The 25,872-nt window shown below is 45.1% G+C and carries 22 protein-coding genes; 19 read left to right on the forward strand and 3 right to left on the reverse strand.

The features are described from left to right. Positions 1-85 precede the first annotated feature (85 nt). From QF049_RS03875 to QF049_RS03950, 16 genes are all read left to right on the forward strand, one after another. Complete coding sequence (locus tag QF049_RS03875; protein ID WP_124116257.1) at positions 86-1,858, forward strand: ABC transporter ATP-binding protein; 1,773 nt, start codon at positions 86-88, stop codon at positions 1,856-1,858. Beyond that, positions 1,855-3,705, forward strand: a complete 1,851-nt coding sequence (locus tag QF049_RS03880; RefSeq protein WP_091017941.1) for an ABC transporter ATP-binding protein — start codon at positions 1,855-1,857, stop codon at positions 3,703-3,705. Before QF049_RS03875 ends, QF049_RS03880 begins: the two co-directional genes overlap by 4 nt. Before the next feature lie 349 nt (positions 3,706-4,054). Further along, positions 4,055-5,557, forward strand: a complete 1,503-nt coding sequence (locus tag QF049_RS03885; protein ID WP_307534928.1) for an AraC family transcriptional regulator — start codon at positions 4,055-4,057, stop codon at positions 5,555-5,557. Between the two features lie 131 nt (positions 5,558-5,688). Then, a complete protein-coding gene (locus QF049_RS03890; RefSeq protein ID WP_307534930.1) occupies positions 5,689-6,678 on the forward strand; it encodes an ABC transporter substrate-binding protein in 990 nt (329 codons plus the stop codon). Positions 6,679-6,740: 62 nt separating this feature from the next. Continuing rightward, a complete protein-coding gene (locus QF049_RS03895; protein WP_307534932.1) occupies positions 6,741-7,763 on the forward strand; it encodes an NAD(P)/FAD-dependent oxidoreductase in 1,023 nt (340 codons plus the stop codon). 252 nt (positions 7,764-8,015) lie between these two features. Then, positions 8,016-9,203 (forward strand): formate-dependent phosphoribosylglycinamide formyltransferase, encoded by a 1,188-nt coding sequence (gene purT / locus QF049_RS03900; protein ID WP_307534934.1) that lies wholly within the window; start codon positions 8,016-8,018, stop codon positions 9,201-9,203. Next, complete coding sequence (locus tag QF049_RS03905; RefSeq protein ID WP_017687788.1) at positions 9,193-9,651, forward strand: GNAT family N-acetyltransferase; 459 nt, start codon at positions 9,193-9,195, stop codon at positions 9,649-9,651. Before purT ends, QF049_RS03905 begins: the two co-directional genes overlap by 11 nt. Positions 9,652-9,968: 317 nt before the next feature. Further along, positions 9,969-10,763, forward strand: coding sequence for a CAP domain-containing protein (locus QF049_RS03910; RefSeq protein ID WP_307534937.1), 795 nt, complete (start codon positions 9,969-9,971; stop codon positions 10,761-10,763). 293 nt (positions 10,764-11,056) lie between these two features. Continuing rightward, the gene (locus QF049_RS03915; protein WP_307534939.1) at positions 11,057-11,926 is read left to right on the forward strand and encodes a GDSL-type esterase/lipase family protein; all 870 of its coding nucleotides are present in this window, start codon (positions 11,057-11,059) and stop codon (positions 11,924-11,926) included. Then, positions 11,927-12,892, forward strand: a complete 966-nt coding sequence (locus tag QF049_RS03920; RefSeq protein WP_307534941.1) for an ABC transporter ATP-binding protein — start codon at positions 11,927-11,929, stop codon at positions 12,890-12,892. It abuts the gene before it with no gap. After that, positions 12,885-13,874, forward strand: coding sequence for an ABC transporter permease (locus tag QF049_RS03925; RefSeq protein WP_036613298.1), 990 nt, complete (start codon positions 12,885-12,887; stop codon positions 13,872-13,874). The genes QF049_RS03920 and QF049_RS03925 overlap by 8 nt, the downstream gene beginning before the upstream one ends. Positions 13,875-13,950: 76 nt before the next feature. After that, positions 13,951-15,930 carry a DNA topoisomerase IV subunit B gene (parE, locus tag QF049_RS03930; protein ID WP_307534943.1) on the forward strand — a complete coding sequence of 660 codons (1,980 nt, stop codon included), beginning with the start codon at positions 13,951-13,953 and terminating at the stop codon, positions 15,928-15,930. A 12-nt stretch (positions 15,931-15,942) separates the two neighbouring features. Then, positions 15,943-18,405, forward strand: coding sequence for a DNA gyrase subunit A (gene gyrA / locus QF049_RS03935; protein WP_307534945.1), 2,463 nt, complete (start codon positions 15,943-15,945; stop codon positions 18,403-18,405). 228 nt (positions 18,406-18,633) lie between these two features. Further along, positions 18,634-19,074 (forward strand): MarR family winged helix-turn-helix transcriptional regulator, encoded by a 441-nt coding sequence (locus QF049_RS03940; protein WP_036613306.1) that lies wholly within the window; start codon positions 18,634-18,636, stop codon positions 19,072-19,074. 275 nt (positions 19,075-19,349) lie between these two features. Continuing rightward, positions 19,350-19,796, forward strand: coding sequence for a MarR family winged helix-turn-helix transcriptional regulator (locus QF049_RS03945; RefSeq protein ID WP_036613308.1), 447 nt, complete (start codon positions 19,350-19,352; stop codon positions 19,794-19,796). Next, complete coding sequence (locus QF049_RS03950; protein ID WP_307534947.1) at positions 19,793-21,304, forward strand: DHA2 family efflux MFS transporter permease subunit; 1,512 nt, start codon at positions 19,793-19,795, stop codon at positions 21,302-21,304. Before QF049_RS03945 ends, QF049_RS03950 begins: the two co-directional genes overlap by 4 nt. A gap of 110 nt (positions 21,305-21,414) precedes the next feature. On the opposite strand, the gene QF049_RS03955 is transcribed toward QF049_RS03950, so the two are convergent. The 3 genes from QF049_RS03955 to QF049_RS03965 all read right to left on the reverse strand — a co-directional run bounded on the left by QF049_RS03955 (position 21,415) and on the right by QF049_RS03965 (position 23,695). After that, the gene (locus QF049_RS03955) at positions 21,415-21,759 is read right to left on the reverse strand and encodes an MGMT family protein (protein ID WP_253438335.1); all 345 of its coding nucleotides are present in this window, start codon (positions 21,757-21,759) and stop codon (positions 21,415-21,417) included. A 338-nt stretch (positions 21,760-22,097) separates the two neighbouring features. After that, complete coding sequence (locus QF049_RS03960) at positions 22,098-22,829, reverse strand: RluA family pseudouridine synthase (RefSeq protein WP_307534949.1); 732 nt, start codon at positions 22,827-22,829, stop codon at positions 22,098-22,100. Between the two features lie 2 nt (positions 22,830-22,831). Further along, complete coding sequence (locus QF049_RS03965; RefSeq protein ID WP_017687801.1) at positions 22,832-23,695, reverse strand: class I SAM-dependent methyltransferase; 864 nt, start codon at positions 23,693-23,695, stop codon at positions 22,832-22,834. 293 nt (positions 23,696-23,988) lie between these two features. Here QF049_RS03965 and QF049_RS03970 point away from each other — a divergent pair, with 293 nt between their 5' ends. From QF049_RS03970 to QF049_RS03980, 3 genes are read left to right on the forward strand one after another with little or no spacing between them, the layout of a single operon-like run. Beyond that, on the forward strand, positions 23,989-24,441 hold the full coding sequence (locus QF049_RS03970) for a flavodoxin (protein WP_091017919.1): 453 nt from the start codon (positions 23,989-23,991) through the stop codon (positions 24,439-24,441). Positions 24,442-24,446: 5 nt separating this feature from the next. After that, positions 24,447-25,253 (forward strand): hypothetical protein, encoded by an 807-nt coding sequence (locus tag QF049_RS03975; RefSeq protein WP_307534953.1) that lies wholly within the window; start codon positions 24,447-24,449, stop codon positions 25,251-25,253. Between the two features lie 52 nt (positions 25,254-25,305). Next, positions 25,306-25,872: a nitroreductase family protein gene (locus tag QF049_RS03980; RefSeq protein ID WP_307534955.1), complete on the forward strand. Its 567-nt coding sequence runs from the start codon at positions 25,306-25,308 to the stop codon at positions 25,870-25,872.

Consider the following 25,872-nt stretch of genomic DNA (forward strand, 5'->3'; position numbering starts at 1 on the left):
TTATTCGCTTTGCCGCGAATGGGGTACGGTGATAAACTTCATAAATGTTCATAGTATTTTTGAACGACATAAGAGGAGGAGAAACATGGATGTTCTTAGGCAACTGCAAATCTTTTTTTGGGAAAAGCGAACGTATTTATTTGTATCAATCTTGTTCCTCGCCTTAGCGACCGCACTTGGGTTGGTGTATCCTTACATGCTGAGGATACTGATTGATGACATCATTGTTCCGCGAACTTTTGAAGACGTTCCCATAATTGCCTTGACAGTGTTAGGTGTAGTTATTTTGAAAGCGGGAATGCAGTTTTTACATGGCTTTTTTGGAGGACGCTTGGGTAACTTCCTGGCGTACAGACTTCGTAACGCATGTTATGAAAAGCTCCAATTTTTATCCTTCCGTTATTATGATACGGCCAAGACAGGTGATCTGATGTCCCGCCTCACGGGAGATTTGGAAGCCATCCGTAACTTTATCGGATTTGGTTTCGCCCAGATTCTCAACATGGTTTTGATGGTCGTATTCGGCGCAATCATGATGATGACCATGAGTTGGCAGCTAACGCTGTTCACGCTCATATGCATCCCATTACTTGCCTTCGTTGCGCTGAGATTCGAATCCAAAATTCACCCTGCGTTTCAGGAGATGCGGCTGGCGCTCAGTTCACTGACAACAGCGGTACAGGAGAATATCACTGGCGTACGTACGGTAAAATCCTTTGCACGTGAGCCTTATGAAGTGGAGAAATTCTCTACACGTAATGAACGTTACAAAACAAATCAGATTCATGCGGCAACATTGTGGAGTCGTTATTTTCCGATCATGGAGATTCTTGCTTCGGTGAGTATCGTACTGTTGCTAGTGATTGGTGGAAGAATGGTTATACAGAAGACGCTGACACTCGGTGAACTCGTTGCCTTTTTCAGTTTGATCTGGTACATAATCGGTCCAATGTGGAACCTTGGGTTCCATATCAACAACTATACGCAATCCAAAGCTTCAGGTGAACGGGTGCTCGAACTGCTCAATACGCCAGTGGACGTGGAAGAAACGCAAGATCCGGTCATTGTGGAGGCAGACCAGGTCAACGGCCATGTAACGTTTGAATCCGTTACCTTTGCCTACGGCAACAAAATGCCAGCGGTAACCGATATTAATTTCGACGCTGCACCCGGTTCTGTAATCGGTTTCCTCGGGGGAACAGGATCAGGTAAATCGACTATCATTCAGCTTCTGATGCGTGCATATAACGTGAACTCGGGAACGATCAAGCTGGATGGTAAAAACATCAAAGATATAGGTATCCGCAGTTTGCGGAGTCAGATCGCTTCTGTCTTCCAGGAAACATTCCTGTTCTCATCCAGCATTCGCAATAATATTTCCTACGGGCTTAAGAACGTCACCATGGATGAGATCATCCGTGCAGCCAAGCTGGCCAAGGCTCATGACTTCATTATGGAGTTCCCGGACGGATATGACACGGTGGTTGGTGAGCGCGGTATGGGTTTATCTGGTGGACAGAAACAGCGGATTGCGATCGCAAGGGCTTTGCTGAAAAATCCGAAAATTCTGGTACTTGATGACGCAACAAGCGCCGTGGACATGGAGACAGAACACGAGATTCAATCCGGTTTCCAGGAAGTTATGCGCGGCAGAACGACATTTATTATTGCACACCGTATTTCTTCACTACGACATGCAGATGAGATTCTGGTGCTCGATGAAGGTCGCGTGGTACAACGTGGCAAACATACCGAACTCATTGAAGTACCTGGACCATATCAGGATGTTTATAAAATTCAATATGCAGATTATATTGCCCGCGGTAAGCGGGAGGCTGGGGAGCAGGTGAATTCATGAGTGCCGAAACGATAGCAGACAGGCGCGAGGCCAAAGGGGCCTCTGAGAAGAAACTGAATGAACGATTTGTGTATCAGGACGATGAAATTATTGAAAAACCGTTTAACTGGAAAGAGTTCGGACGTTTGTTTGCATACATGAAACCCTATGCGAAACAACTGTTACCACTTGTTATTCTAATGATGATCTTGGGTACCATTACGAAATTGTCCGTACCGTTTCTGATCAGTCTGGCAATTGACCGGGCCATCGCACCGGCAACGGGGTTGCCAAGCATGACTATGCTTTATCTTATCGCAGGCTCCATATTTGTTTTGTATCTGATTCAATGGGCTGCGAATACGTACCGGATCAAACTGACGAACATTATCGGACAGCGTGTTATTTATGATCTTCGCTCGGATCTGTTCAAGCATATCCAGAAGCTATCCTTTAACTTTTTTGACAAAAGACCGGCAGGTTCCGTACTGGTACGTGTTACGAATGATATTAACTCCCTTCAGGATCTATTCACGAACGGTGCAGTTAACGTCATGATCGACTGTGTACAGCTGCTCGGGATCATTGTAATCTTGCTGTTGATTAACTGGAAACTGGGCCTTGCCGTAATCATTACGGTGCCGATCATGTTTATCATCTCGACCAAACTGCGGGTGCTGATCCGTCGTGCTTGGCAGGATGTGCGCATGAAGAACTCTCGAATTAACTCCCACTTGAATGAATCCATTCAAGGGATTCGAGTGACTCAGGCCTATACCCAGGAAAAAGAGAACATGAAATACTTTGACAACATGAACCTGTCCAGCAAAAAGTCATGGGATAGAGCATCAGCGATGAACCAGGGCTTTGGACCGCTGATTGAGATTACAGGCGGTTTTGGTACATTAATACTCTTCTGGTTCGGTGCTTACCTGATTCAGGAAGGTCAGTTGACCGTGGGATTACTTGTCGCTTTTGCCAACTATGTCGGCAACTTCTGGGACCCAATCAACCGTCTGGGACAGATGTACAATCAGTTGTTGGTTGCGATGGCATCATCGGAGCGTATCTTCGAATTCATGGATGAAAAACCAAGTATTGCGGATAAACCAGGTGCCAAGCCACTTCCTTCTATTAAAGGAGATATCGCATTTGAAAATGTTGTGTTCGAATACGAGAAGGGCAGACAGGCGCTGAAAGGGATCAGCTTCTCGGCGGCTGCGGGACAATCGATTGCACTTGTTGGTCATACGGGCTCAGGTAAAAGTACGATCATCAATCTGATCAGTCGTTTCTATGATATATCTGGCGGACGTCTCACCATTGACGGACAGGATGTGCGGGACGTAACGGTAGAGAGTTTACGCAGTCAGATCAGCATTGTATTACAGGATACCTTCATCTTCTCGGGGACGATTCGTGACAATATTCGATTTGGACGACTGGATGCAACGAATGAAGAGGTGGAGGACGCAGCCAAAGCAGTCAATGCACATGAGTTCATCATGAAGCTGCCTGGCGGATATGATACCGAAGTAGAGGAACGCGGGAACGTATTATCCATGGGACAGCGACAACTGTTATCCTTTGCCCGTGCGCTGCTTGCTGATCCACGCATACTGATTCTGGATGAAGCTACAGCCAGCATTGATACGGAGACAGAGCTTAAAATCCAGGAAGCATTGAAGGTGCTGTTGCAGGGAAGAACGTCCTTTATGGTCGCTCACCGTCTCTCAACCATCCGGAATGCAGATAACATTATCGTCCTGGATCATGGTGAAATTAAAGAAGAGGGCAACCATGAGCAGCTGATCCAAAAACAAGGCGTGTATAATGGATTAATAGAAGCTCAATACAGATTTTTGTGATGAAACCTTCGGACGCCTGTGAAGCGTCTGAACACATATGAACTTATAACACTCTGGCGTTCTATAGCCTGATCCTTCAATAATAAGTGCATCTTATTCATTGAAGACAGGTTAGAGGATAGCCGGAGTGTTTTTTTTATTCGTTAGTGTGGTATGTTATATTTTTGAAGAATGAAATCAATACAATTTGTTCATGGCTGGAGGGAGATCAATGCAGATGGACAACAACGAAATAAATTCAAAGCATTTGGATCACCTGGATCATATGAATTTTAGGCTCCTTCACGTGAATTATACGAGTTACCCTGCGACGGAGTGGCTTCTGAGGAAACACTTCATTGAAACATACATGTTATTATTTGTAGCCAGTGGACAAGGGTGGTTAAAGATAGATGGCAGTTTCATCGAATTGAAGGTGGGCGGACTGTACGTAGGTTTCCCGGGGCAACTGGTTGAGGCAAATGTGCATTCATTGGATGAACGAGGTGTGTATCACATGAGTTTTGATGTCATGTACACATTGGATCAGGAGGGTGGGACAGCCCTTGAAATGATGAAGCAATTTTTACGTAATGAAGTGAATGGCGAGGTCAGCTCATCTTCGCCCGTTGCTGTTGGCGTGATCTGTCAGATGATTTACCACCACACATTGAAGAAGGATGGTTTGCAAAGGTACTATGGTCAGATTCGTTTTCAGGAATTATTGTATACCATGTTTTATGACGTGGCCTGCGCAGAAAAGACGGATCTGGCTTCACCAATAGAACATGTTAAAGGCTACATGGAGCAGAATTATTCGAAGAGATTAACCATTGGGGAATTAGCAAATGTGGCACGAATGAGCCCTCGACATTTCATGCGTTTATTCAAGAAAATGTATGGTTACAGTCCAGTGGACTATTTAACGCTATATCGAATCAAACAAGCCCAGATCTTAATGAGAAATGATCACAGTTATCGACTCAAGGATGTGGCATCGTACGTGGGTTATCAGGATGAGACGTATTTCCGGCGTAAATTCAAGCAAATCTCTGGCATTCCACCAGCAGCGTTTATACGTAATAGCAAACAAAAAATTGCTGCAGTTCATTCTTTGAGCATTGGTATACTGCTTGCATTGCAGATCATTCCATGTGCCGCGCCGGCAAGTCATCCTTGGACATACTATTACCGACGTAAATATGAAACGGACAAAGTTATGCCACTCGCAGAGAGTGAGACCACCTGGCTGGAACAGCTTCAATTAGTTAAACCTGATTATATTATTACGATTGGGACAGAGTCTGAGGCTCTGCAAAGTCAGCTTCAATACATTGCTCCTGTGTGTGACCTCCCGTGGGAAAAAGGGGATTGGAGAGAACATTTGAGATATGTTGCAAGCTTTTTGGACAGGTCGGATATTGCAGAGGTGTGGCTTCAAAGATATGAAGAGAAGGCAAAGATCATTAAGAATCAGCTTGCGGATTTTATACGAAAAGACAGGTTGGTTGTACTCAAAGTTCATGGTGAAGCGTTGCAGATGTTAGGCCCAAGGAGCATTGCTTCCGTTTTTTACGTTGATATGCAAATGGAGGGTCCCGAAGGAGCTGAGACTTATTGGGAACGGGGCACAGTGACCATTAAGGAGCTATCTGTTCTCAACGTGGAAAGAATATTACTGATTGTGGGTGATGATGAGACATCCAGGCAGACATGGTCTGCTGTGTGTAAGTCTGAAGAATGGCTTGCGTTGTTGGCGGTACAGAATGGCAGAATGGATATCCTTTTGTCGAGCGTCCTGCTGGACTACACTGCGTTTACTCATGAGCTTATGTTGGATGAAATATTAAAGTTATGGCAAGATCGTCCATAGCAAAAAGTCTGAATAGTCAATATCATGCCTGAACATATTTTATTATACTACTCCTATATCGTAGTGATAATGATAATTATTATTGATTAGACATTGTCATATATTAATGACCTATAGGGGGTACATAGAGAATGAGATTCAGATGGTTAACCGTAATATACACAATGATGTTGATGCTCGTTATTTCGGCTTGTGGGGCAGCAGGCAAAGAAGCATCCTCGAGCGAGGGACAAGAAGCGGGTACCGCCAATTCTTCAACAACAGAAGTCAGTCAGGTGAAAAAAGTGAACACGGAAATGGGAGAAGTTGAAATTCCGGTGAACCTACAAAAAATAGTTGGTTTGTCCGTTGTATATCCAGAATTTTTATATTCACTTGGCATCGTACCCATTGCTGTACAGAACTACCATGAGGATTTTCCTTCTTACTTGCAAGAGCCATTCGCAAACACGATGAAAATGGGAATAGGAAGAACGCCTAACTTTGAAGCCCTCATGGAGGCAGATCCGGATTTAATTATCGCTCCTGACTGGTGGTCCAAAAAGGACTATGATCAGCTTACTCTGATTGCACCTACCGTACTTTTGCCACAGCGTGATGATTGGCGCGATGAACTGCGGGATATGGCCAAAATTTTGGACAAAGAAGAACAGGCAGAAAAGGTTATCCAGGATTTGGTGGATAAGGAGAAGGGAGCTGCTGCCAAATTGGATAAGCTGATTGGTGAGGAGACTGTTCTCTACATTAGAGTGATGGAAAAAGAAATCGTACTTCATGGGGAGAACCTTGACCGAGGAAACTTTGTCCACAAACGATTGGGAATGAATCCACTTCCTAATTTCCCAAAAGATCAAACTGCCATGTCCGTATCCTTGGAAGTACTGCCTGAATACGACGCAGATCATCTGATCGTTCAGCTGGATGATGAGACTAATCCTGAAATTAAAAAGAAATTTGAAGATATGTTATCTTCATCATTATGGAAAAATCTGAAAGCAGTCAAGCAGGACCACGTCTACATGGTGGGTGGCAAGGAATGGTTCAATCTGGGAATGTCCCCACTTGCCGATGAATATGTCATTGATGATATTGTTGCTGCTTTTGAAGCAAAAAATAAATAAAGCAAACTGGGAATGTTACTTGTATCTCGAATTCATAACTAAATAAACAAGGTGTGTTTAAAATGAATGAAGAAGATATCTATGATGTAACCATCATCGGAGGCGGCCCTGCTGGCATGTATGCGGCTTTTTATGCAGGGATGCGTGATATGAAAGTTAAAATCATCGAAGGCAAAGACCAGCTTGGTGGATTTCTGCATACCTATGCGGAAAAAACAATTTGGGATGTAGGCGGTCTACCGCCTATGAAATGTTCGAAGTTGATCGAGTGGCTTGTTCAGCAGGCCAATACATTTAATCCAACGGTTGTATTGAATTGCAAAGTGGAAAGGTTCACTCGACTGGATAACGGAATATGGAGTATGTATACCACTGAAGGGAAGATACATTATACGCGAACGATCATTGTCGCAGTAGGCCGTGGTATCGCAGAGATTCAGAAGCTGGAGCTTCAGGAGCCGATAGAATATGAGCAAGAGAATCTTCATTACACCGTCCAAAATCCAGAACATTTTTCAGGGAAACGTGTGCTTATTTCAGGAGGAGGCAACAGTGCAGTAGATTGGGCAATTGAACTTGCTCAACTTGCTCGCAGTGTAGTTGTAATCCACCGGAATAATGAGTTTCGCGCAATGGAACGTAATGTCAGTGAGATGAACAATATAACGGATGTGAGAACACCATACAGCATCACGCAGCTTCATAATAATGGAAAGCGAATCCAGCAGGTTGTGATTACGCATATGAAAAGTCAGGACAATGTAGTGTTGGAAGTGGATGAAGTCGTCATTAGTCACGGATATAAAAGCAATTTAAGTGATCTTGCCAGTTGTGGCTTAGAAATGGACGATGGAATGGTTTTAATGAGCCACCATGCACAGACGAGTCTTCCGGGTGTTTTTGCAGCAGGGGACTGTGCGACCCACGAGAGCAAAGTTAGACTCATTGCAGGAGCCTTCAATGATGCGATCGTGGCAGTTAATAGTGCGAAACAATATATGACGCCAGACGCACCCCAGATGGCTTATGTTTCTTCCCATCATGAAATCTTCAGAGAAAAAAATCGACAAATCCCAAGTCTTTAAACTTGGGATTTGTTTGCGTATTTCGATTCGTTGGAGTATTAAAGTCTGCTCTTTTAACATTTCCTTAATTTTGGGAGGAATGGAAGGAGTATCGAATCTGTAAGCGGTAATTGTAAAATTTAATCGAAAAAACACAAAAAATCTTGTAAAATTCACAAGAAAAATAGGGAGCACTCTTGCAATCTTTAACCAAAACCCCGAAAATAGAGAGACAGATATAGAAGATTTCTCTTTGGGAGGATTGGAAAGAACATGTGGGGTGCTCCTTTTACGGCTCAAGCCAAAAAAATGCTGCTACTAGGCAGTGGAGAATTGGGAAAAGAGGTCGTTATTGAGGCCCAACGACTGGGAGTAGAGACGATCGCTGTTGATCGTTATGAGAACGCACCTGCAATGCAGGTTGCGCACCGGTCTTACTGCATCGACATGCTGGATGCCGAAGCTTTGAAACAATTGATCCGTAAAGAAAAACCTCATTACATCGTACCTGAGATTGAAGCTATTGCAACAGAAGCTTTACTGGAGCTTGAGGAAGAGGGATTTAGTGTAGTACCTACTGCCCGAGCTGCACGTTTAACGATGGATCGCGAAGGCATCCGTCGGCTTGCAGCCGAACAATTGAAACTTCCGACAGCTGACTACCTTTTTGCGGACAACCTGGAACAACTTCAGGAAGCCGTACGTGAGCTTGGCACACCTTGTGTCATTAAACCATTGATGAGTTCTTCCGGCAAAGGGCAGAGTGTATGCCGTACACCGGGCGACGTGGAGGATTGCTGGAACATTGCTCTTTCGGGAGCTCGTGGCAAATCCGTTCGTGTTATCGTGGAGAGCTTTGTGCAATTTGACAGTGAGATTACATTACTTACCGTTAGGTCCGTATCAGGCACCGTATTCTGTCCTCCGATCGGCCACATTCAGAAGGATGGGGATTATGTCGAATCCTGGCAACCTCATGCAATGACTCCTGAACAATGGGAGCAGGCTTGTCATATTGCCAAATCCGTCACGGATGAACTTGGCGGTTATGGACTGTTTGGAGTGGAATTGTTCCTGACTCCGGATGGTGTTGTGTTCAGCGAGGTATCTCCTCGTCCACATGACACAGGAATGGTTACAATGGTGACGCAAGACAGTTCCGAGTTTGCGCTGCATGTACGTGCAATTCTTGGTTTTCCGGTCACAGGTGTACATCTGTTGACACCGGGAGCTTCAGCAACGCTGAAGGCTAATGATGAAACATCTGGCTTTACTGTAGGCGGGATCGAAGAAGCACTGGCTCTTCCTCGTACTCAGATTCGTGTATTTGGCAAACCTGAGACCAAAGTAGGACGCCGAATGGCTGTAGCCTTAAGTGCTGGCCAAGATGTGGAAGAAGCTCGTAAAACAGCGGTGCAAGCCGCTAATATGCTGAAAGTGGAGGTAAATCATGTCCAATAATGTTGAGGCCCCTGTACTGATGATCCGAGAGTGTGAGCTGCGAGATGCTGAAGCGGTAACGGGACTGATGCGAGAGGTCAGCTATCCGACAACAACCAATGTCATGAAAGAACGCATTGAATGTTTGGAAACCAATCCAAACGCATGCATGCTTGTTGCCGAAGTGGATGAACAAATTATTGGTGTGATTGGCTTGCAATGTGTGCAAAGTCATGCCTATCCAGAACCTGCCGCACAAATTACTTCCCTGATTGTAGGTCAAGAACATCGTGGTGGTGGGATTGGCCGTCGTTTGATGGCTCGTGCCGAAGATTGGGGCAGACAGCAAGGTGGTAAACAACTGTTTGTCACGGGTGCTAACCGTGAAGTGACTTCAACAACGTACTCTTTTTATGAGCACATTGGTTTTCAGAAGAGAGGCTATCGGTTCAGTAAAGTTCTTCTATAGTATAAAAAAAGTTTCTTCTATTGCATGGAAATTCTCATGATATCCTGATCTGCACATACTGGTGTGGTGAATGATAAATAGATGGTGAAGCGACATTCGACTAGCATTTTTAGTCCGAATGTCTTTTTTTTATGCTTTTGTCAATGGGGGTAGAGCCTTACAGGATAAGCCCTTAGGATAAATCTAAAACATTCTAAAAAATGACAAAAAAGTTACTTTTCCATATTTTATAGGTTCACAATCTCCTGTTGAATTGATATACTGCTAGAGTATTAATTACAAAGTTGTAATAACTAATCTTAAGGAGATGAATGAATTTGAAAAAGAAATGGATGAAAACTGTCGTAACGAGTAGTCTGACAGCCGTACTGGCCGTAGGGGTAATGCTTCCTGCTTCCGCGTCTGCTGCAGATTCAACATATAAGACTATCACCACTTACAAAATTACAAGTACAGACAGCCTGAAAGCATATCTGGAGAAATGGCTCAAACAAAACGGATATACTGTATCCGAGGGGCAAATCGTAGAGAAGCCTGCTACGCAGCCTGATCAAACGACCAAACCTGCTGAGCCGACTACAAAGCCAACTAAGCCGACAACTAAGCCTGAGCAACCGACTAAACCAGCACAACCAACACAAGAAGAAAAACCGGCAACGACACCGGCTAAAGATTCTTCAAACACAGGTAACACAGGTAATACCGGTAACAATACAAGTAATAATGGTAGCGAAAGCACACAATCCGACTTTGCTACGCAAGTTGTAAAGCTTGTGAACGCTGAGCGTGCCAAAGCAGGTCTGAGCGCACTGACTTCAGATGCTCTTCTGGACAAAGTAGCTGTAGCCAAAGTAAAAGATATGAGCAACAATAACTATTTTGATCACCAGTCACCTACGTATGGTTCTCCGTTTGATATGATGAAACAGTTCGGAGTAACTTACAGCTATGCAGGTGAGAACATTGCCAAAGGACAAAAAACACCTCAGGAAGTTGTAACAGCCTGGATGAATAGTGCAGGACACCGTGCCAATATCCTGAGCAAAAACTTTACGCATATCGGTGTAGGCTTCTACAACGGATACTGGGCTCAAGAGTTTATCGGTAAATAAGCAATTATAATGAAGAAAGTATGAACTTTCTTTTCCACAAGGTTATGCCAGCACAGTTGAAATCTGTGTATGGCATAACCTTTTTTCCGTTAAATGACATATAGAAAATGAATTCTGCGAATGTAGCGGCAAAATTTGCAAATTAACGACAGAACATTTATGTTATTTAGGAATAACATCATCAGGGCGTGTCTGAAAACTCCGAAGGAAGCGGATTTTTAGACACGCCTTAATGTAAAGTCATTATAAATTATTAAGCACCCGGATTGGTGTACATGAGCGGAGATGTGATGATGAAAAAGAAAAAAAGCCTTGATTCAGCACCATGGATCTGGAGAACCGTCAGTACAGTATCCATCTTGGCAACCTTGTTGTTGTTATTTGGATTTGGATACGCTATAAAAGACGTGATTTTCCCCGAGGGAGATTCAGCGTTAACTACAGGCCAGGAGGCAACTGCTCCATCCAAGGATAAGGAAGGAGAACCCGCTGTAGTGGAAGATGGCAAGATTCGTATGGCCGTCATTGGCGATTCCCTGGCAAGAGGTACGGGGGATGATGAGGGACTCGGTTTTGTGAGACGTGCAGGGAACCTGCTTAAATCTAAAGGATATGACGTTCAGGTTCTTAACAATCTGGGTGTAAACGGTTTGAGAACGGATGCTTTATTGGAAAAACTCGATGAGCAAGGCGTACGTTATGTCCTACAGCAGTCCAATTTTATTTTGCTCTCGATTGGCGCAAATGATCTGTTCCAGGGAGGGCAAGTTCTACAGGGGGAAGATCCGCCAACAGCAGAGCAGCTGGCAGCAGCTTTACCGGTAACGTCCAAACGCCTTCAAGAGATATTGAAGAAAGTAAAAGAAATCAATCCCGATGCACAGATTGCGTACATAGGGTTGTACAATCCATTTGGTGATGTGAAGGAATTGGAGAAGCCAGGTAATGCAGTTGTTGCTGCTTGGAACGACGCTGCACTGGCTATTTTGAACAATGAGGATAAGATGACACTTGTCCCTACATTCGATTTATTTGAAAATCATCTGGGGGAGTATCTCTCGTCAGATCATTTTCATCCAAACGGCCAAGGTTATGAGCAAATTGCAGTTCGGATTGCACAGGAATTCCAGGCGGATACACCGGCAGAAGGGAGCGGAAATTAAATGGCAGAGCAGCAGTATGATTCCGTCCTGTCTGTACAGCATCTGAAAAAGCGGATCGGACGCAAGTGGATCATTAAAGACGTTACATTTGACGTAAAACCTGGTGAAATCTTCGGATTTCTCGGTCCCAACGGTGCCGGAAAAACAACTACGATACGGATGCTGGTCGATCTGATCAAACCGACAGAAGGAAAAATTAAAGTCTGTGGTTATGATGTGAATCGAGACCCTGAGCGTGCTTTGAAGTATGTAGGCTCCATTGTTGAAAATCCGGAGGTATATACCTATCTGACAGGGTGGGAGAACCTGGAGCATTTTGCCCGCATGCAACCAGGTGTGGACAATGAACGAATTCAGGAAGTTGTGGATATTGTGCGTCTGGATCGGCGGATTCACGATAAAGTCAGAACTTACTCATTGGGTATGCGTCAACGGCTCGGTATTGCACAAGCACTGCTTGGGCGACCGCGTCTGCTCATTCTGGATGAACCGACAAATGGCCTTGATCCAAAAGGCATTAAGGAACTTCGTGTCTTTATTAAGCAACTTGCCAGCGAAGGTATGGCTGTATTTGTCAGCAGTCACTTGTTAAGTGAGATTCAGCTTCTCTGTGACAGAGTAGCCATTATCAGTGCTGGACGTGTGCTTGCCGTTGGAGGTGTAAGCGAACTGATTGAAGATCATTCCAAGTTGGCCATATGGCATGTTTCACCACTGGAGCAAGGCAAAAAGATGTTACAGGATGCAGGAATTGCTTTGGTAGGTCGACCTGCGGATGTGATGGATGATACCATTGTTGCGGGCCTTGGTCCCAACGCTGTGGTTGCCGAGATGCATGAAGATCGAATTCCTGATCTGGTGCAGCAGATGGTTCAAGCAGGTATTCAGGTTGAAGGGGTACAGCGGATTCAGCCTACGCTTGAACAACTATTCTTAAAAATGACAGAAGGTGAATCCATTGAGTAATATCATGCCGCTGATCCGTAATGAAACGATTAAGATGGTGAAGAAAAAACGGCTTTATATTATATTTATTGTACTTGCGGTCCTCGTACCGATGTTTACGTATGCCCAGATGAAATCTGCGGAGAATAATCGCGACAAGTTTGGCGGTGATTGGCGTCTTGAACTGCAACAGGCCATCACAGACAATCAAAATTCGCTCGGTAGCGATCGGGTACCTGAAGAGTACAAAAAATATAGAACAGTATATATCCAGCAGATGCAGTATTATCTTGAAAATGACATCAATCCCAAAGAACCAGGTGGTGTTACCTTTACGCGGGAGTTCATGAACAACGCGGTTGGTTTGTTTATTCCACTGTTAATCATGGCTATTGCTTCAGATCTTGTTTCAGGTGAACGTACGACAGGTACGATTAAAATGCTTTTAACGCGTCCGGTTAGACGCTGGAAAGTGCTTCTGAGTAAATTAATTACGCTGATTATGTTTGTTTCGATCATAGTGGTATCAGCCTACATTATATGTTATGTCATATCGGGTGCGGTCTTTGGTTATAAAGGTTTCAACATGCCAATCTTCACAGGATTCAAAGTTGTGGGAACAGATGTCGATATGTCGGCAGTGCATGCTGTAGACCAGTGGCTGTATATGCTTATGCAGGCAGGACTGATCTGGTTTGTGAGTGTAATTGTGGCTATGCTTGCATTTATGGTATCCGTGCTTGTGCGCAGTACTGCTGCAAGTATCGTTATCATGATGGCCGCGCTGATTGCAGGAACAATCTTGACCAGTATGGCAGCATCCTGGCAGACAGCGAAGTATCTGTTCATGGTTAACCTCGAACTTCCGAATTATTTGTCTGGCGGATTACCTCCAATCGAGGGTATGAATTTAGGTTTTTCCCTTATTGTGCTTAGTGTTTGGGGCATTGCTTCACTCATTGTGTCATTCCTTGTCTTTACGAAACGGGATATCTTGAATTAAAATGGACAAGGATAAGAAAACATCTGTTTGCATTTTAGGCATTTTTTTAGTTGCAAGTTAAGAAGGGGGAGCATGAATGGTCGAGCAAATCGATATGTCGGCAGGTTCGACAGGCGGAGGACAGGGGTCTTCAGGCTACGACGCGGACGACATTCAAGTACTTGAAGGGTTGGTAGCGGTACGGAAACGGCCGGGGATGTACATCGGCAGCACCAGCACTTCGGGTCTACATCATTTGGTATGGGAAATTGTCGACAACGCTGTCGACGAACATCTCGCCAAATTCTGCTCCAAAATCGATATCACGCTGCATAAGGACGGTTCTATTACGGTTCAGGATAACGGAAGGGGAATTCCGACAGGTGTACATAAAACAGGGATTCCTACTCCCCAGGTCGTGTTTACGATTTTGCACGCAGGCGGAAAGTTCGGTGGATCAGGATACAAAAAATCAGGCGGTTTGCACGGTGTAGGTGCGTCAGTTACAAACGCATTGTCCGAGTGGCTTGAAGTCGAGATTTTCCGTGATGGCAAGATTCATCGTCAGCGATTCGAGTATTGGAAGGACAAAAAAGGGATTGAACATGTCGGTGAACCGGTCTCCGGTCTCGAAGTGTTGGGCAATACCAATCGGACAGGTACAAAAGTTACATTTAAACCGGATATTCGTGTGTTCCAGAATGGCATTCAATTTAATTATGATACATTGGCAGAACGCCTTCAGGAGATTGCTTTTCTGAATTCGGGTCTGAGAATTGTGCTCAAGGACGAACGTTCGGGCAATCAGGATGAATACATGTATGAAGGCGGAGCAAGCCAGTTTGTTGCTTTTCTTAACGAAAATAAAGATGTGCTGCATGATGTTATTCACTTCTATGCGGAGAAGGATGACATTGAAGTCGAAGTGGCAATCCAGTATAACGCGGGTTATACGGAGACACTGGCTTCGTTCGTGAACTCGATTCCTACTCGGGGCGGCGGTACTCATGAGACCGGATTCAGGGCTGCGTATACCCGAGTAATGAATGATTACGCACGGCGTACCAGCATGATTAAGGAAAAAGACAAAAACCTCGAAGGTAATGACCTGCGTGAAGGTATGATGGCTGTCATCAGTGTCAAAATGTCAGATGTTGAGTTCGTAGGTCAGACGAAGGATCAGCTCGGCAGCGCTTCCGCTCGAAGTGCAGTGGATTCGGTCGTGTCCGAAAATATTCAAAGGTTTCTGGAAGAAAACCCGCAGGTAGCTCAAACGTTAATTCGCAAAGCGGTTCAAGCCTCCAGAGCCAGAGAAGCAGCTCGCAAAGCACGTGATGATATGCGTACAGGCAAGAAACGCAGTGAGAGTTCCAACCTGAACGGCAAACTGACGCCGGCGCAATCAAAGGATTTTACCCGAAATGAGTTGTTTATTGTTGAAGGTGATTCCGCAGGTGGTTCTGCCAAACAGGGACGTGACTCGAAGATTCAGGCTATTCTGCCGCTCAAGGGAAAACCGCTCAATCCGGAAAAATCGAAGCTGGCCGACATTCTCAAAAATGAAGAATACCGTGCCATTACAGCGGCGATCGGGGCGGGCATAGGAACCGAATTTGCAGTTGAAGACAGCAATTATTCCAAAATTATCATTATGACCGATGCGGATACGGACGGCGCACATATTCAGGTGCTGCTGTTGACCTTCTTTTATCGTTATATGAAGCCTTTAATTGATGCAGGCAAAGTATATATTGCTCAGCCGCCATTGTACAAACTTACTCGTAAGTCTGGTAAGCTTGCGAGTGTTCGATATGCATGGACGGATGAAGAACTGGCGAATTATATGAAGGAATTCGGTAATAATGTTGAGCTTCAACGTTATAAAGGTCTTGGTGAGATGAATCCGGATCAACTGTGGGAGACAACAATGAATCCGGAAACTCGTGCGATGCTGAAGGTACAGATTGTTGATGCAGCAAAAGCAGAACGTCGTGTATCTACGCTCATGGGTGATAAGGTTGATCCGCGGAAACGCTGGATTGTAGAGAACGTCGACTTTACAGAGTACGAAGAATAGAAGGTGCTTGGAATGAGTCCATCAGAACAATTTATGCCGGCCTTTCTCGAAGAGGTCGTTGGGGACCGTTTCGGTCGCTACTCCAAATATATTATTCAGGATCGAGCCATTCCGGATGTCCGGGATGGGTTGAAGCCAGTACAACGGCGTATTCTGTACGCCATGTACGATTCAGGTAATACGCCTGACAAGACTTACCGCAAGTCTGCCAAAACCGTTGGGGACGTAATGGGTAATTATCATCCACATGGTGACTCATCCATCTATGAGGGCATGGTGCGGATGGCTCAGCCATGGAAAATGGGCCATATGCTCGTGGACGGTCATGGTAACTGGGGATCACAGGATGATGACCCGGCAGCGGCGATGCGGTATACGGAGGCCCGTTTGTCGCCCATCGCGATGGAGATGCTTCGCGATATCGAGAAACGGACGGTTCTGTTTAAGGATAATTTTGATAATACGGCCAAAGAACCGGTTGTATTGCCATCCCGTTATCCGAACTTGCTGGTTAATGGTGTCAGCGGTATTTCCTCCGGATTTGCAACGGAGATTCCTCCACACAATTTGCGTGAAGTCATTGATGCTTCGATCGCTGTGATGGAGAAACCGTCAATTGAGCTAGACGAAATCATGATGTTTATGAAGGGTCCTGACTTTCCAACAGGCGGATTGATTATGGGCGGTGACGGCATTCTGGATGCTTATCGCACAGGTAAGGGACGGATCTATATCCGGTCCAAAACCGAGATTGAAAACATGCGCGGAGGCAAACAGCAAATCGTCATTACCGAAATTCCTTATCAGGTCGTGAAATCTCGTCTGGTTACAGCGATGGAGAACATCCGACTTGAGAAGAAGGTTGAAGGTATTGCCGAAGTGCGTGATGAGAGCGGACGTGAAGGTCTGCGAATCGTGGTTGAGTTGAAAAAAGAAGCGGACGCACAAGGTATTTTGGCTTATTTGCTGAAGAAAACCGACCTGCAGGTCACTTACAACTTCAATATGGTTGCGATTGTGAATAAAGCACCACAACAAATGGGATTGAAATCAATTCTGGAGGCTTACATTGCCCACCAGCGGGAAGTTGTGACATTCCGTACCCGGTTTGAGCTGGAGAAAGCGGAAGACCGTGCACATGTGCTGGAGGGCTTGGTTAAAGCTCTTAACATCCTTGACGAGGTCATTGCAGCGATCAAAGCGTCGAAGAACCGGCAGGATGCTCAGAATAACCTGATGTGGATGTTTGGATTCACGGAACGTCAAGCGGATTCCATCCTTACTTTGCAATTATACCGTTTGACGAATCTGGAGATTAATTCTCTGGAGAAGGAACTCGGTGAACTGATGAAAAAGATTGCGCAATTACGATCCATTCTGGATAGTGACCGCAAGCTCATCGGAGTCATCCGCAAAGAATTGATGGAGATTCGTGAGAAATACGGTATAGACCGTCGTTCTGCGATTCAGGGTGAAGTGGAAGAACTCAAGGTTAATCTCGAAGTACTTGTGAATGCGGAAGATGTATTTGTTACGTTATCCAAAGAAGGATACGTGAAACGTACAGGCATGCAGTCCTTTACACGTTCTGGTGGTGAACGGAGCGGAAGTGGAGTAAAAGATGGCGATTATATCGCTCAGGTTCTGGAAGTAAACACACTTGAGAATCTGCTTGTCTTTACGAGGAAAGGTCAGTATTTCTTGTTACCTGTTCATCAGGTACCTGAATTCAAGTGGAAAGACCCGGGCACAGCCATTGTGAACGTGATTCCCCTTGCGAAAGATGACCGTATTGCAAGTGTGCTTGCTGTGAAATCCTTTGAAGAGCCAAATCACAGTCTGGTCTTTGTCACACGAAGAGGACAGGTGAAACGAACGGAACTGAAGGATTACGTGACCAAACGTTCCGGTGCAGTTGCGGCTTGTAAAGTGGGCAAGGACGATGAAGTGTTATCTGTACATCTAAGTACAGGCGCTCAAGATATTATGCTGATTACAAAAGAAGCCATGGCGATTCGTTTCCGAGAGGATGAGGTCAATCCAATGGGACGTGTATCCGGTGGTGTTCGTGGTATTCAGTTGAGAGATACAGATGAAGTTGTATCCGCTCTATGGGTAGAAGGAGATGAAGGTGAAGTTGCCGTGTTGTCCGATCTGGGATATGGTAAACGTTCATTACTCCTGGATTATGCTGTCCAGAGCCGTGGAGGCAAGGGGCTTGCCACATTTGAATTCAAAGAAGGCAAACGTGTGAAACCGAATGGCAGCCGTATTGTTGGAGCGTTTTATTGCAAAGAGCAACGTAAGATCACTGTAATGACCAAGGAAGGCCAAGTGCATCAGATCTCTTCGGAAGGTGTTCCGATTACTGAGCGCAAACATATTGGCAAACTGATTGTTCCTGTGGATAAACAGGACGAGATCGTTGAACTTCTGAGGGACTTTAATGAGAATCAACCAGCAGCATCTTCATAAAAACAAACAAACGAGACTTTTCGCAGAACAGCTAATCCTGTCATGCGAGGAGTCTTTTTTTGTTGTTCGAAGGCGGATTAGACGAGGGCATTCATGCGAAGTTTAACAACCTTCGTCGATTACGGTCGATCGCTAGGAAATTGAAAAAAGGCAGCAGGAATGCGGCTTTGGAGCGCGAAAACTTAAGCAGGTGAAGTGATAACCGGTTGCAGAGAGGAGCGATGGAAGATGTATAATTCCGATTTTGCCAAGTGTTGGTCCAGGTTAACCAAAGATTATAAATTGCATATGGATCAAGAGCTGGCACCCTCATTAACGGAGGCTCAGCTGGCTGTTCTGGAGGTGCTTGAAGACCATCAGAAGATGAAACCTTCGGATCTGATTCCTTATCTGTCGACTACGCCAGCTGCTGTAACCATGCTGCTCGATCGGATGGAGAAGAATGATCTGATTCGCAGGAATCGGGATAATCAGGATCGACGCATTGTGTGGGTATCTCTGTCAGAGAAAGGAAGAATGGAGACAGAGCGGGGAATCACCATCCGTAATGAATTCATGAACTCTGTTCTCAGTAACATTTCGATGCACAATCAACAATTGCTGGTATATCTGTTAGGCAAAATGACAACACCCAAGACCAAAGAGCCTGCCTTATCTACTTCGGTATGATGCCATGCTGATTCTTCTGAATAACCATAGGAGTGCCTGCTCGTTTCATGCAGGAGCCCTATGGTTATTTTATTTACAAATTACATATGATACACACTGTGTCCAGGTTAGTTGAGTAAAGACAAGGATGTAACACAGTTAGTATGTCCTAATATTATTTTTGTGAATTCATATGTAAAGAGTTGACTATGTAAATATTTTTGTTATAATAAATAATTGTTCCCCTGATATTTCGTGTACGAAATATTATATTCCAAAAGTAAAAGGGTGAATCAATGACTGATACGTATGAAGTATTCTATATTATTAATTCGTTCCGCCAAGTGAATCAAATGCTTTTTCGAGCATTTTGGAATGAAAACAAGGAGATCGAGCTGACTTCGATCCAGTTTATGGTGTTATCCATTCTGAGGGAGCGTCCTTCCATTGGCATCAACGAAGTGGCTGAGCTATGCCATATGGGCAGCAGTTCCATGAGTGCTGTTGTGGAGCGACTGGTCAAAGGCGAGTATATCGTTCGGACACGTTCAGATGCTGACCGCCGATCCGTTAAGCTTCAGATTACGGACAAAGGGGAACAGGCCCAACAGGAAACGCACCATTTGTGGATGGAAAGAGTGTCACCCATTCTGGATATATCGAAGGAAGACCTTGAGCACCTACTTAGAATTCATAGTCAAATGATTGAAAAGTTAGAAGGAAGAGAGATGAACAACATATGAGTACGACTACTGCTGCAGCTCCATCCTCAGCGATGGACAACATCAAGAAAGGCCCGATTGTAGCGGCATTGTTAATTGGTGCCTTTGTGGCATTCCTGAACCAAACCCTGATGAACGTAGCGCTTCCTAAAATCATGGAAGACCTCGCGATCAATGCAAACAAAGCCCAATGGTTAACCACGGGTTACATGCTTGTGAACGGTGTACTGATTCCGGTTACGGCATATCTGATTGCCAAATTTTCAACGCGTCAAATTTTTATTACAGCCATGACTCTATTTACCATAGGTACATTAGTCTGTGGTCTTAGTCCAACCTTCACCATTCTGATGGTAGGTCGTGTTATTCAAGCGGCAGGTGCAGGTATCCTGATGCCTCTCATGACCGTTGTATTCCTGACCATCTTCCCAATCGAGAAACGTGGTCAAGCCATGGGAACCATGGGGATCGCGATGATTCTGGCTCCTGCGATTGGGCCTACACTTTCAGGTTATGTGGTTGAGCATTATTCCTGGAGATTGTTGTTCTACATCATCTTGCCATTCTCTATTATTGCAACGGCAATTGGTATTGCTTTTGTTAAAAACGTAACACGTCAATCCAGACCTAAACTGGATTATCCAGGCGTTATTTTATCTACACTTGGTTTTGGTAGTTTGCTTTACGGATTTAGTGATGCGGGTACCGATGGATGGGGCAGTGCAATTGTCATTGGATGCCTCGTCGTAGGTGCGATATCCCTGATTCTGTTCGTTATTCGTCAACTGACAACAGATCATCCGCTCCTTGAGTTCCGTATTTTCAAGTACAATATGTATTCATTAACAACAATTATCAATATGCTTGTGACGATGGCGATGTTTGCAGGTATGATCCTGCTTCCTATTTTCTTGCAAAACATTCGTGGTTTCTCACCGATTGAATCAGGACTTCTGATGATGCCGGGTGCGATATTGATGGGGATTATGTCTCCGATCACGGGTCGCATATTTGATAAGGTAGGCGCTCGCTGGCTTTCAGTTGCGGGTCTTGCTATTACGGCGATCACAACATTTGGACTGAGTCGCCTGGCAATCGATACTACGTACGGCTACATGATGTTTATCTACACGGCTCGTATGTTCGGTATGTCGATGCTGATGATGCCGATCCAGACAGCAGGTCTGAATCAACTGCCACAACGTCTGAACGCGCATGGTACCGCCATGTCCAACACATTGCGTACTGTTGCCGGAGCGATTGGTACAGCTATACTCGTTACCATCATGAGTAGCAAGCTCAAAACACATCTGGCGAATGCAGTGGCTGCGGGTCAGGTTGATCCTACTGATAAGACAGCGATGATAGCTGCTACAGCAGATGCAACGATTTACGGTGTTAACTATGCATTCATTGTGGCTACCGGAATGACTGTGGTTGCTTTGATCATGGCGTTCTTTATTCGGAAAACAAAACCAGCTGTTGAACCTGTTACTGTAGAACAGGAAAAAGCGACGGCTACTGCATAACGAATATTAGATAAAACCAAAAAAGAGAACTCTAGCAGTCGAAGGGGTAACCCTAACTGCCTGAGTTCTCTTTTTTTTTTGGTGTGCGCGATAGGAGGAGAGTACTCTTATTATTCGGGCTGGATCGTTGGATCGATAAGAAATACAGGATCGGGCTCATGTCCGAACCGTTTTAGATTAATGGTTCCGTTCAGCTGAAACTCCACACCTTCGCTAATCAGTTCTGTTTCCTGCATCATGCGCGAGTGTTCGTCCGGTATGGAGATTTCGCCTTTTGCGTTGACAACACGGTGCCAGGGCAGACGTTCCTTGCGGCTCATCGAGTGCAGAATACGGACGACTTGTCTCGCCGCTCTTGGACTTCCAGCATGGGCTGCAATCTGACCGTAAGTCATCACTTTACCTTCGGGAATCGCCGCGATGATCGCAATGACTTGTTTGGTAAACGGGGTCATCATGATGTCTCCTCTCTGTATCTTAGGTATATAGCTGAAAATATGAAAAAACGTGTCGTTCAGATACAGAATCTGAACGACACGTAATATGGACAGATCTAACCTGATCCTGTGCACTTATAGAGGTTGTTCAAAAAAACCACTTTTGATTACGAATGATGCCTATCGACATCATCAGCATCGAATAAGGAATTCAGCCGAAATAAGCGGGAGGCTTACGAAGTATGTTTCCTGCGGAAACATTGTAGTTGCTCACGTAGCTTATCTACGCTCCGCTACTCCATTTCTAGCTTCATCCCATCTTCTCGGTACTAAAAACCAGTCTTTTTGAACACGTATTATAGAGGTTGTTCAAAAGCTTTTTGGTACACCGCAGCAGGCCATTCTGCCCAGGGAAATTCTCTTGCAGGCAAAGATTGTAGAATAACTTCTTCTTTGGTAATCGGATGAGGAAAGGCTGCAATCACAGACCATAGAGCAATTTGTTGCCCGGGTTTATTCACGCTTGCACCGTACTTCTGATCCCCGTACAGAGGGCAGCCGACTTCTTTCATTTGCACCCGAATCTGATGAGATCTGCCGGTGTGCAGTTCGATATGGACGAGGCTGTAACGGTCTGTCTCGCCGATAACACGGTAATCCAGAACGGCATCCTTACCGCCAGCCGTACCTTTAGGTACAACAGTAACGGTATTTGTACGTGCATCTTTCAGGAGCGTGTGTTTTAACGTTCCCTGCTGTGCAGGCAACTTGCCATGTACAACAGCTGCATATATTTTACGGAAATGACGTCCCCGCACAGTCTCGGACAATCTCGAAGCTGCTTTAGAAGTCTTGGCAAAAATCATTGCCCCTCCAACAGGACGATCAAGTCGGTGTACTAATCCGAGATAAACATTGCCAGGTTTATTGTATCGTTCTTTCAGATCCTGCTTCAGCAATGTAAGCAAATCCGGATCACCTGATGAATCTTCCTGTGTAGGTACATTGACCGGCTTCGTAATGCCTAACAGATGGTTGTCTTCGAACAAAATCGGAATTGCATCGTGATTATGCCGATGTTCTGACATGATTAAGACTCCCAACGGCCCAGAATACCACAAGGCAGATCCAGACCACTGCGTGTGATCGGCAGACCAATTTCACCTGCAGTAATGTCACCACCGTACTGAGCAGACATCGTCATGGTCAACATGTTGCGCAGAACCGTAGAGGAAATGCCCGTAGTGTAGGAGTTAACCAACATGAATAATGGATTATCCGACAAGATCGTCATACATGACTTCAAGAATGGATAAAGGTTCTCTTCCAGTTTCCATGTCTCGCCATTCGGACCGCGGCCATAAGAAGGAGGGTCCATAATAATGGCGTCATAACGATTTCCACGCCGTTGTTCCCGTTGTACGAATTTGAATACATCATCTGTAATAAAACGAACAGGGCGATCAGCCAGTCCGGATAATTGAACATTTTCCTTGGCCCATTGAACCATGCCTTTAGCTGCATCCACATGCACAACAGAAGCGCCTGCGTAAGCTGCGGCTACCGTTGCTCCGCCTGTATAGGCAAACAGGTTCAAGACAGAAATCGGGCGTCCTGCATTGGAGATTTTATCCATCATCCAGCTCCAGTTGGCGGCTTGTTCAGGGAACAGACCAGTGTGCTTAAAGCTGGTAGGTTTAATGTGGAATTTCAGGTTTTCGTATCCGATCGTCCAGCGCTCGGGAATAGGCTTTTTCATATCCCAGTTACCGCCACCAGAAGAGCTGCGATGATAGTGACCATGCACCTGACGCCATTCATTGGTTTCTTGCTCGAGGGGCCAGATAATCTGTGGATCAGGTCTGCGTAAAATCACATCTCCCCAACGCTCCAGTTTCTCGCCGCCTCCTGTATCGATTACTTCATAGTCCTTCCAATTCTTAGCTACGTACATAATGATTTATCCATCCTTCAAAAGTCATTTGGATACTATTGTACAACAAAAAAGGGCTTGTACGCCAGTTGGGGGACGGGATCATTGGAGGAAGGTATTACATCTGACCTTAAAGGATGAAGTATTTTAGCTGTGTTGAAATCCAACATGCCCCATATACTGAAAAACAAAGATAACCAAAAATTTAATTTGACAATGATAATCATTATCACATATGATTTTGTTAATCCAAAATTCATTCTTTCTTCATAGAGAGAATATAACATGATCAAATTAAAGTGAGGGAAAAATAGATGGCTAAATTGTTAGTGGCTTATGCGAGCATGACAGGAAATACAGAAGAAATTGCAGAACTGATTGTGGAGGGAATTACAAAGGGAGGCCACGAGGCAGACCTGAAATCAGTAACGGATTGTAATGCATCTGATGTATTGGACTATGACGGATTCATGATCGGTGTGTACACCTGGGGAGATGGGGAGTTGCCAGATGAATTCCTTGATTTCTATGAGGAGCTGGATGAGCTTGACCTGAGTGGTAAGAGAGCTGCGGTGTTTGGTAGTGGTGACACCTCGTATGAGCAGTTCTGCGGTGCAGTTGATCTCGCGGCTGCCAAGCTGCAAGAGCGTGGGGCGGAGGTATCTCCAGAGATGTTGAAAATTGAATACAGTCCGCTTGAGCAGGAGAAAGAAACATGCCGTGATTTTGGCAAACGCTTCGCTGCTGCCGGATTACAGGTATCCTAAAGATCATGTTAAAACATAATGTTCAGGCAGCGATGCCAGTCGGAAGAAATGATCTTTCTGGACGTCTGCTTGAAGATTACAGATTGGAAGAAATGCTGCGCAGCCCACACCGATTCATCCGCCCTGAACCCGTGTCTGAGCAGCGTCTTCCACTTCAATGGAGGCACCGTGTACAATATGCGGTGAGCCATGCGATCAATGCCTTTTACAGTCTCGACCCCGATGTTCGCAAAGAGGTACCCGTACAGTATTTACTTGAGAAATGGTGGCCCAGAAAGGCGGATGGTTTCGAATCTGTTCTCCATTACTGGGATGTGAAGAACAAGATTACGGATGAATTGTCACTCGCCATTGCAATGAACGATGATCTGAAGCATCCAGCCATTCTTTTTGAACAGTGGAGAACGGAGTTACCTTCATTATCCATGCATTTGTCGATGATATTTCAGGCGGCCTGGCAACCAGAAGGCTGGGATTCGCTTCTTATTCAGAAATATATGGTTGTCCATGATCCAAACGTAGTTGAAGCGTTTCAGCATATGGTCAGTGTATTCTGCTGGGAAGCCTTCGGAAAATTACCGGGTATGATCGAGATATACTGCTTGTTGGAAGGACGCAAAATTAAGTACATCCCTGGACGCCAGTCTCTGATACGTTCCATGGACTACATTCGCTTGATACGTGACAGCATGCCCCAAGCAGAAGTGGTGGAGTCAGAACAGTTTACGACGCGTGATAAAGCGCGCATACATGAAGAGGTAGATCGCTGGAAAACGGAAGCCGTTGAACCGAAGAAAACATGGTTGATGTGAAGGCGATTGAAGGATAACGATATATCATGCACATAGAGGAGGGGAAGTTGCCATGTCTACCGGTCTAAGTCAAGATATAAGCAGCGGCAAGAGACGTGCAGGAACTTGCGAATTCAGTCCGTTGCCAGTACCCCAGTCGGTTATACGAAAGTTGCTTGATGAAGCAGATCCTTCATTATATGTGATGAGTTCAGAACCCTGGAGGTTTATGTTGTTTGCAGGCGAAGGGCGACAGCTTTATCTGGAAGCGGTCAGACAGAGCTATCCACCCCATCTAGCTGATCGCTACGGCGATTGGGCTACATATCAATACACGGAAGCAATTCCAACCCATCTGGTTGTCGTGGCACCTAGAAATGCCCGTGAGGATGATCTTCTGCCGGCCAAAGCCTGGAGCAAACGCTTTAGTATTCTGGCTGCGGAACAGGGTTTGAATGCGGTCTGGAAGATCAATGATTATCAACAACATCCTGTGTTTATGAATTTGATGGGTTTGACAAGTACAGAGAAGGTGCTGGGGGTATTCCATATCGGTTACGGAGACCAGCCTGGATTGCGGGATGTGGATGCAAGCAGACCAGCCTCTGAACTGATGACGGTCTATGACCATCTGGTATAA

The organism is Paenibacillus sp. W4I10, from assembly GCF_030816325.1.
Classification (GTDB): domain Bacteria; phylum Bacillota; class Bacilli; order Paenibacillales; family Paenibacillaceae; genus Paenibacillus; species Paenibacillus amylolyticus_B.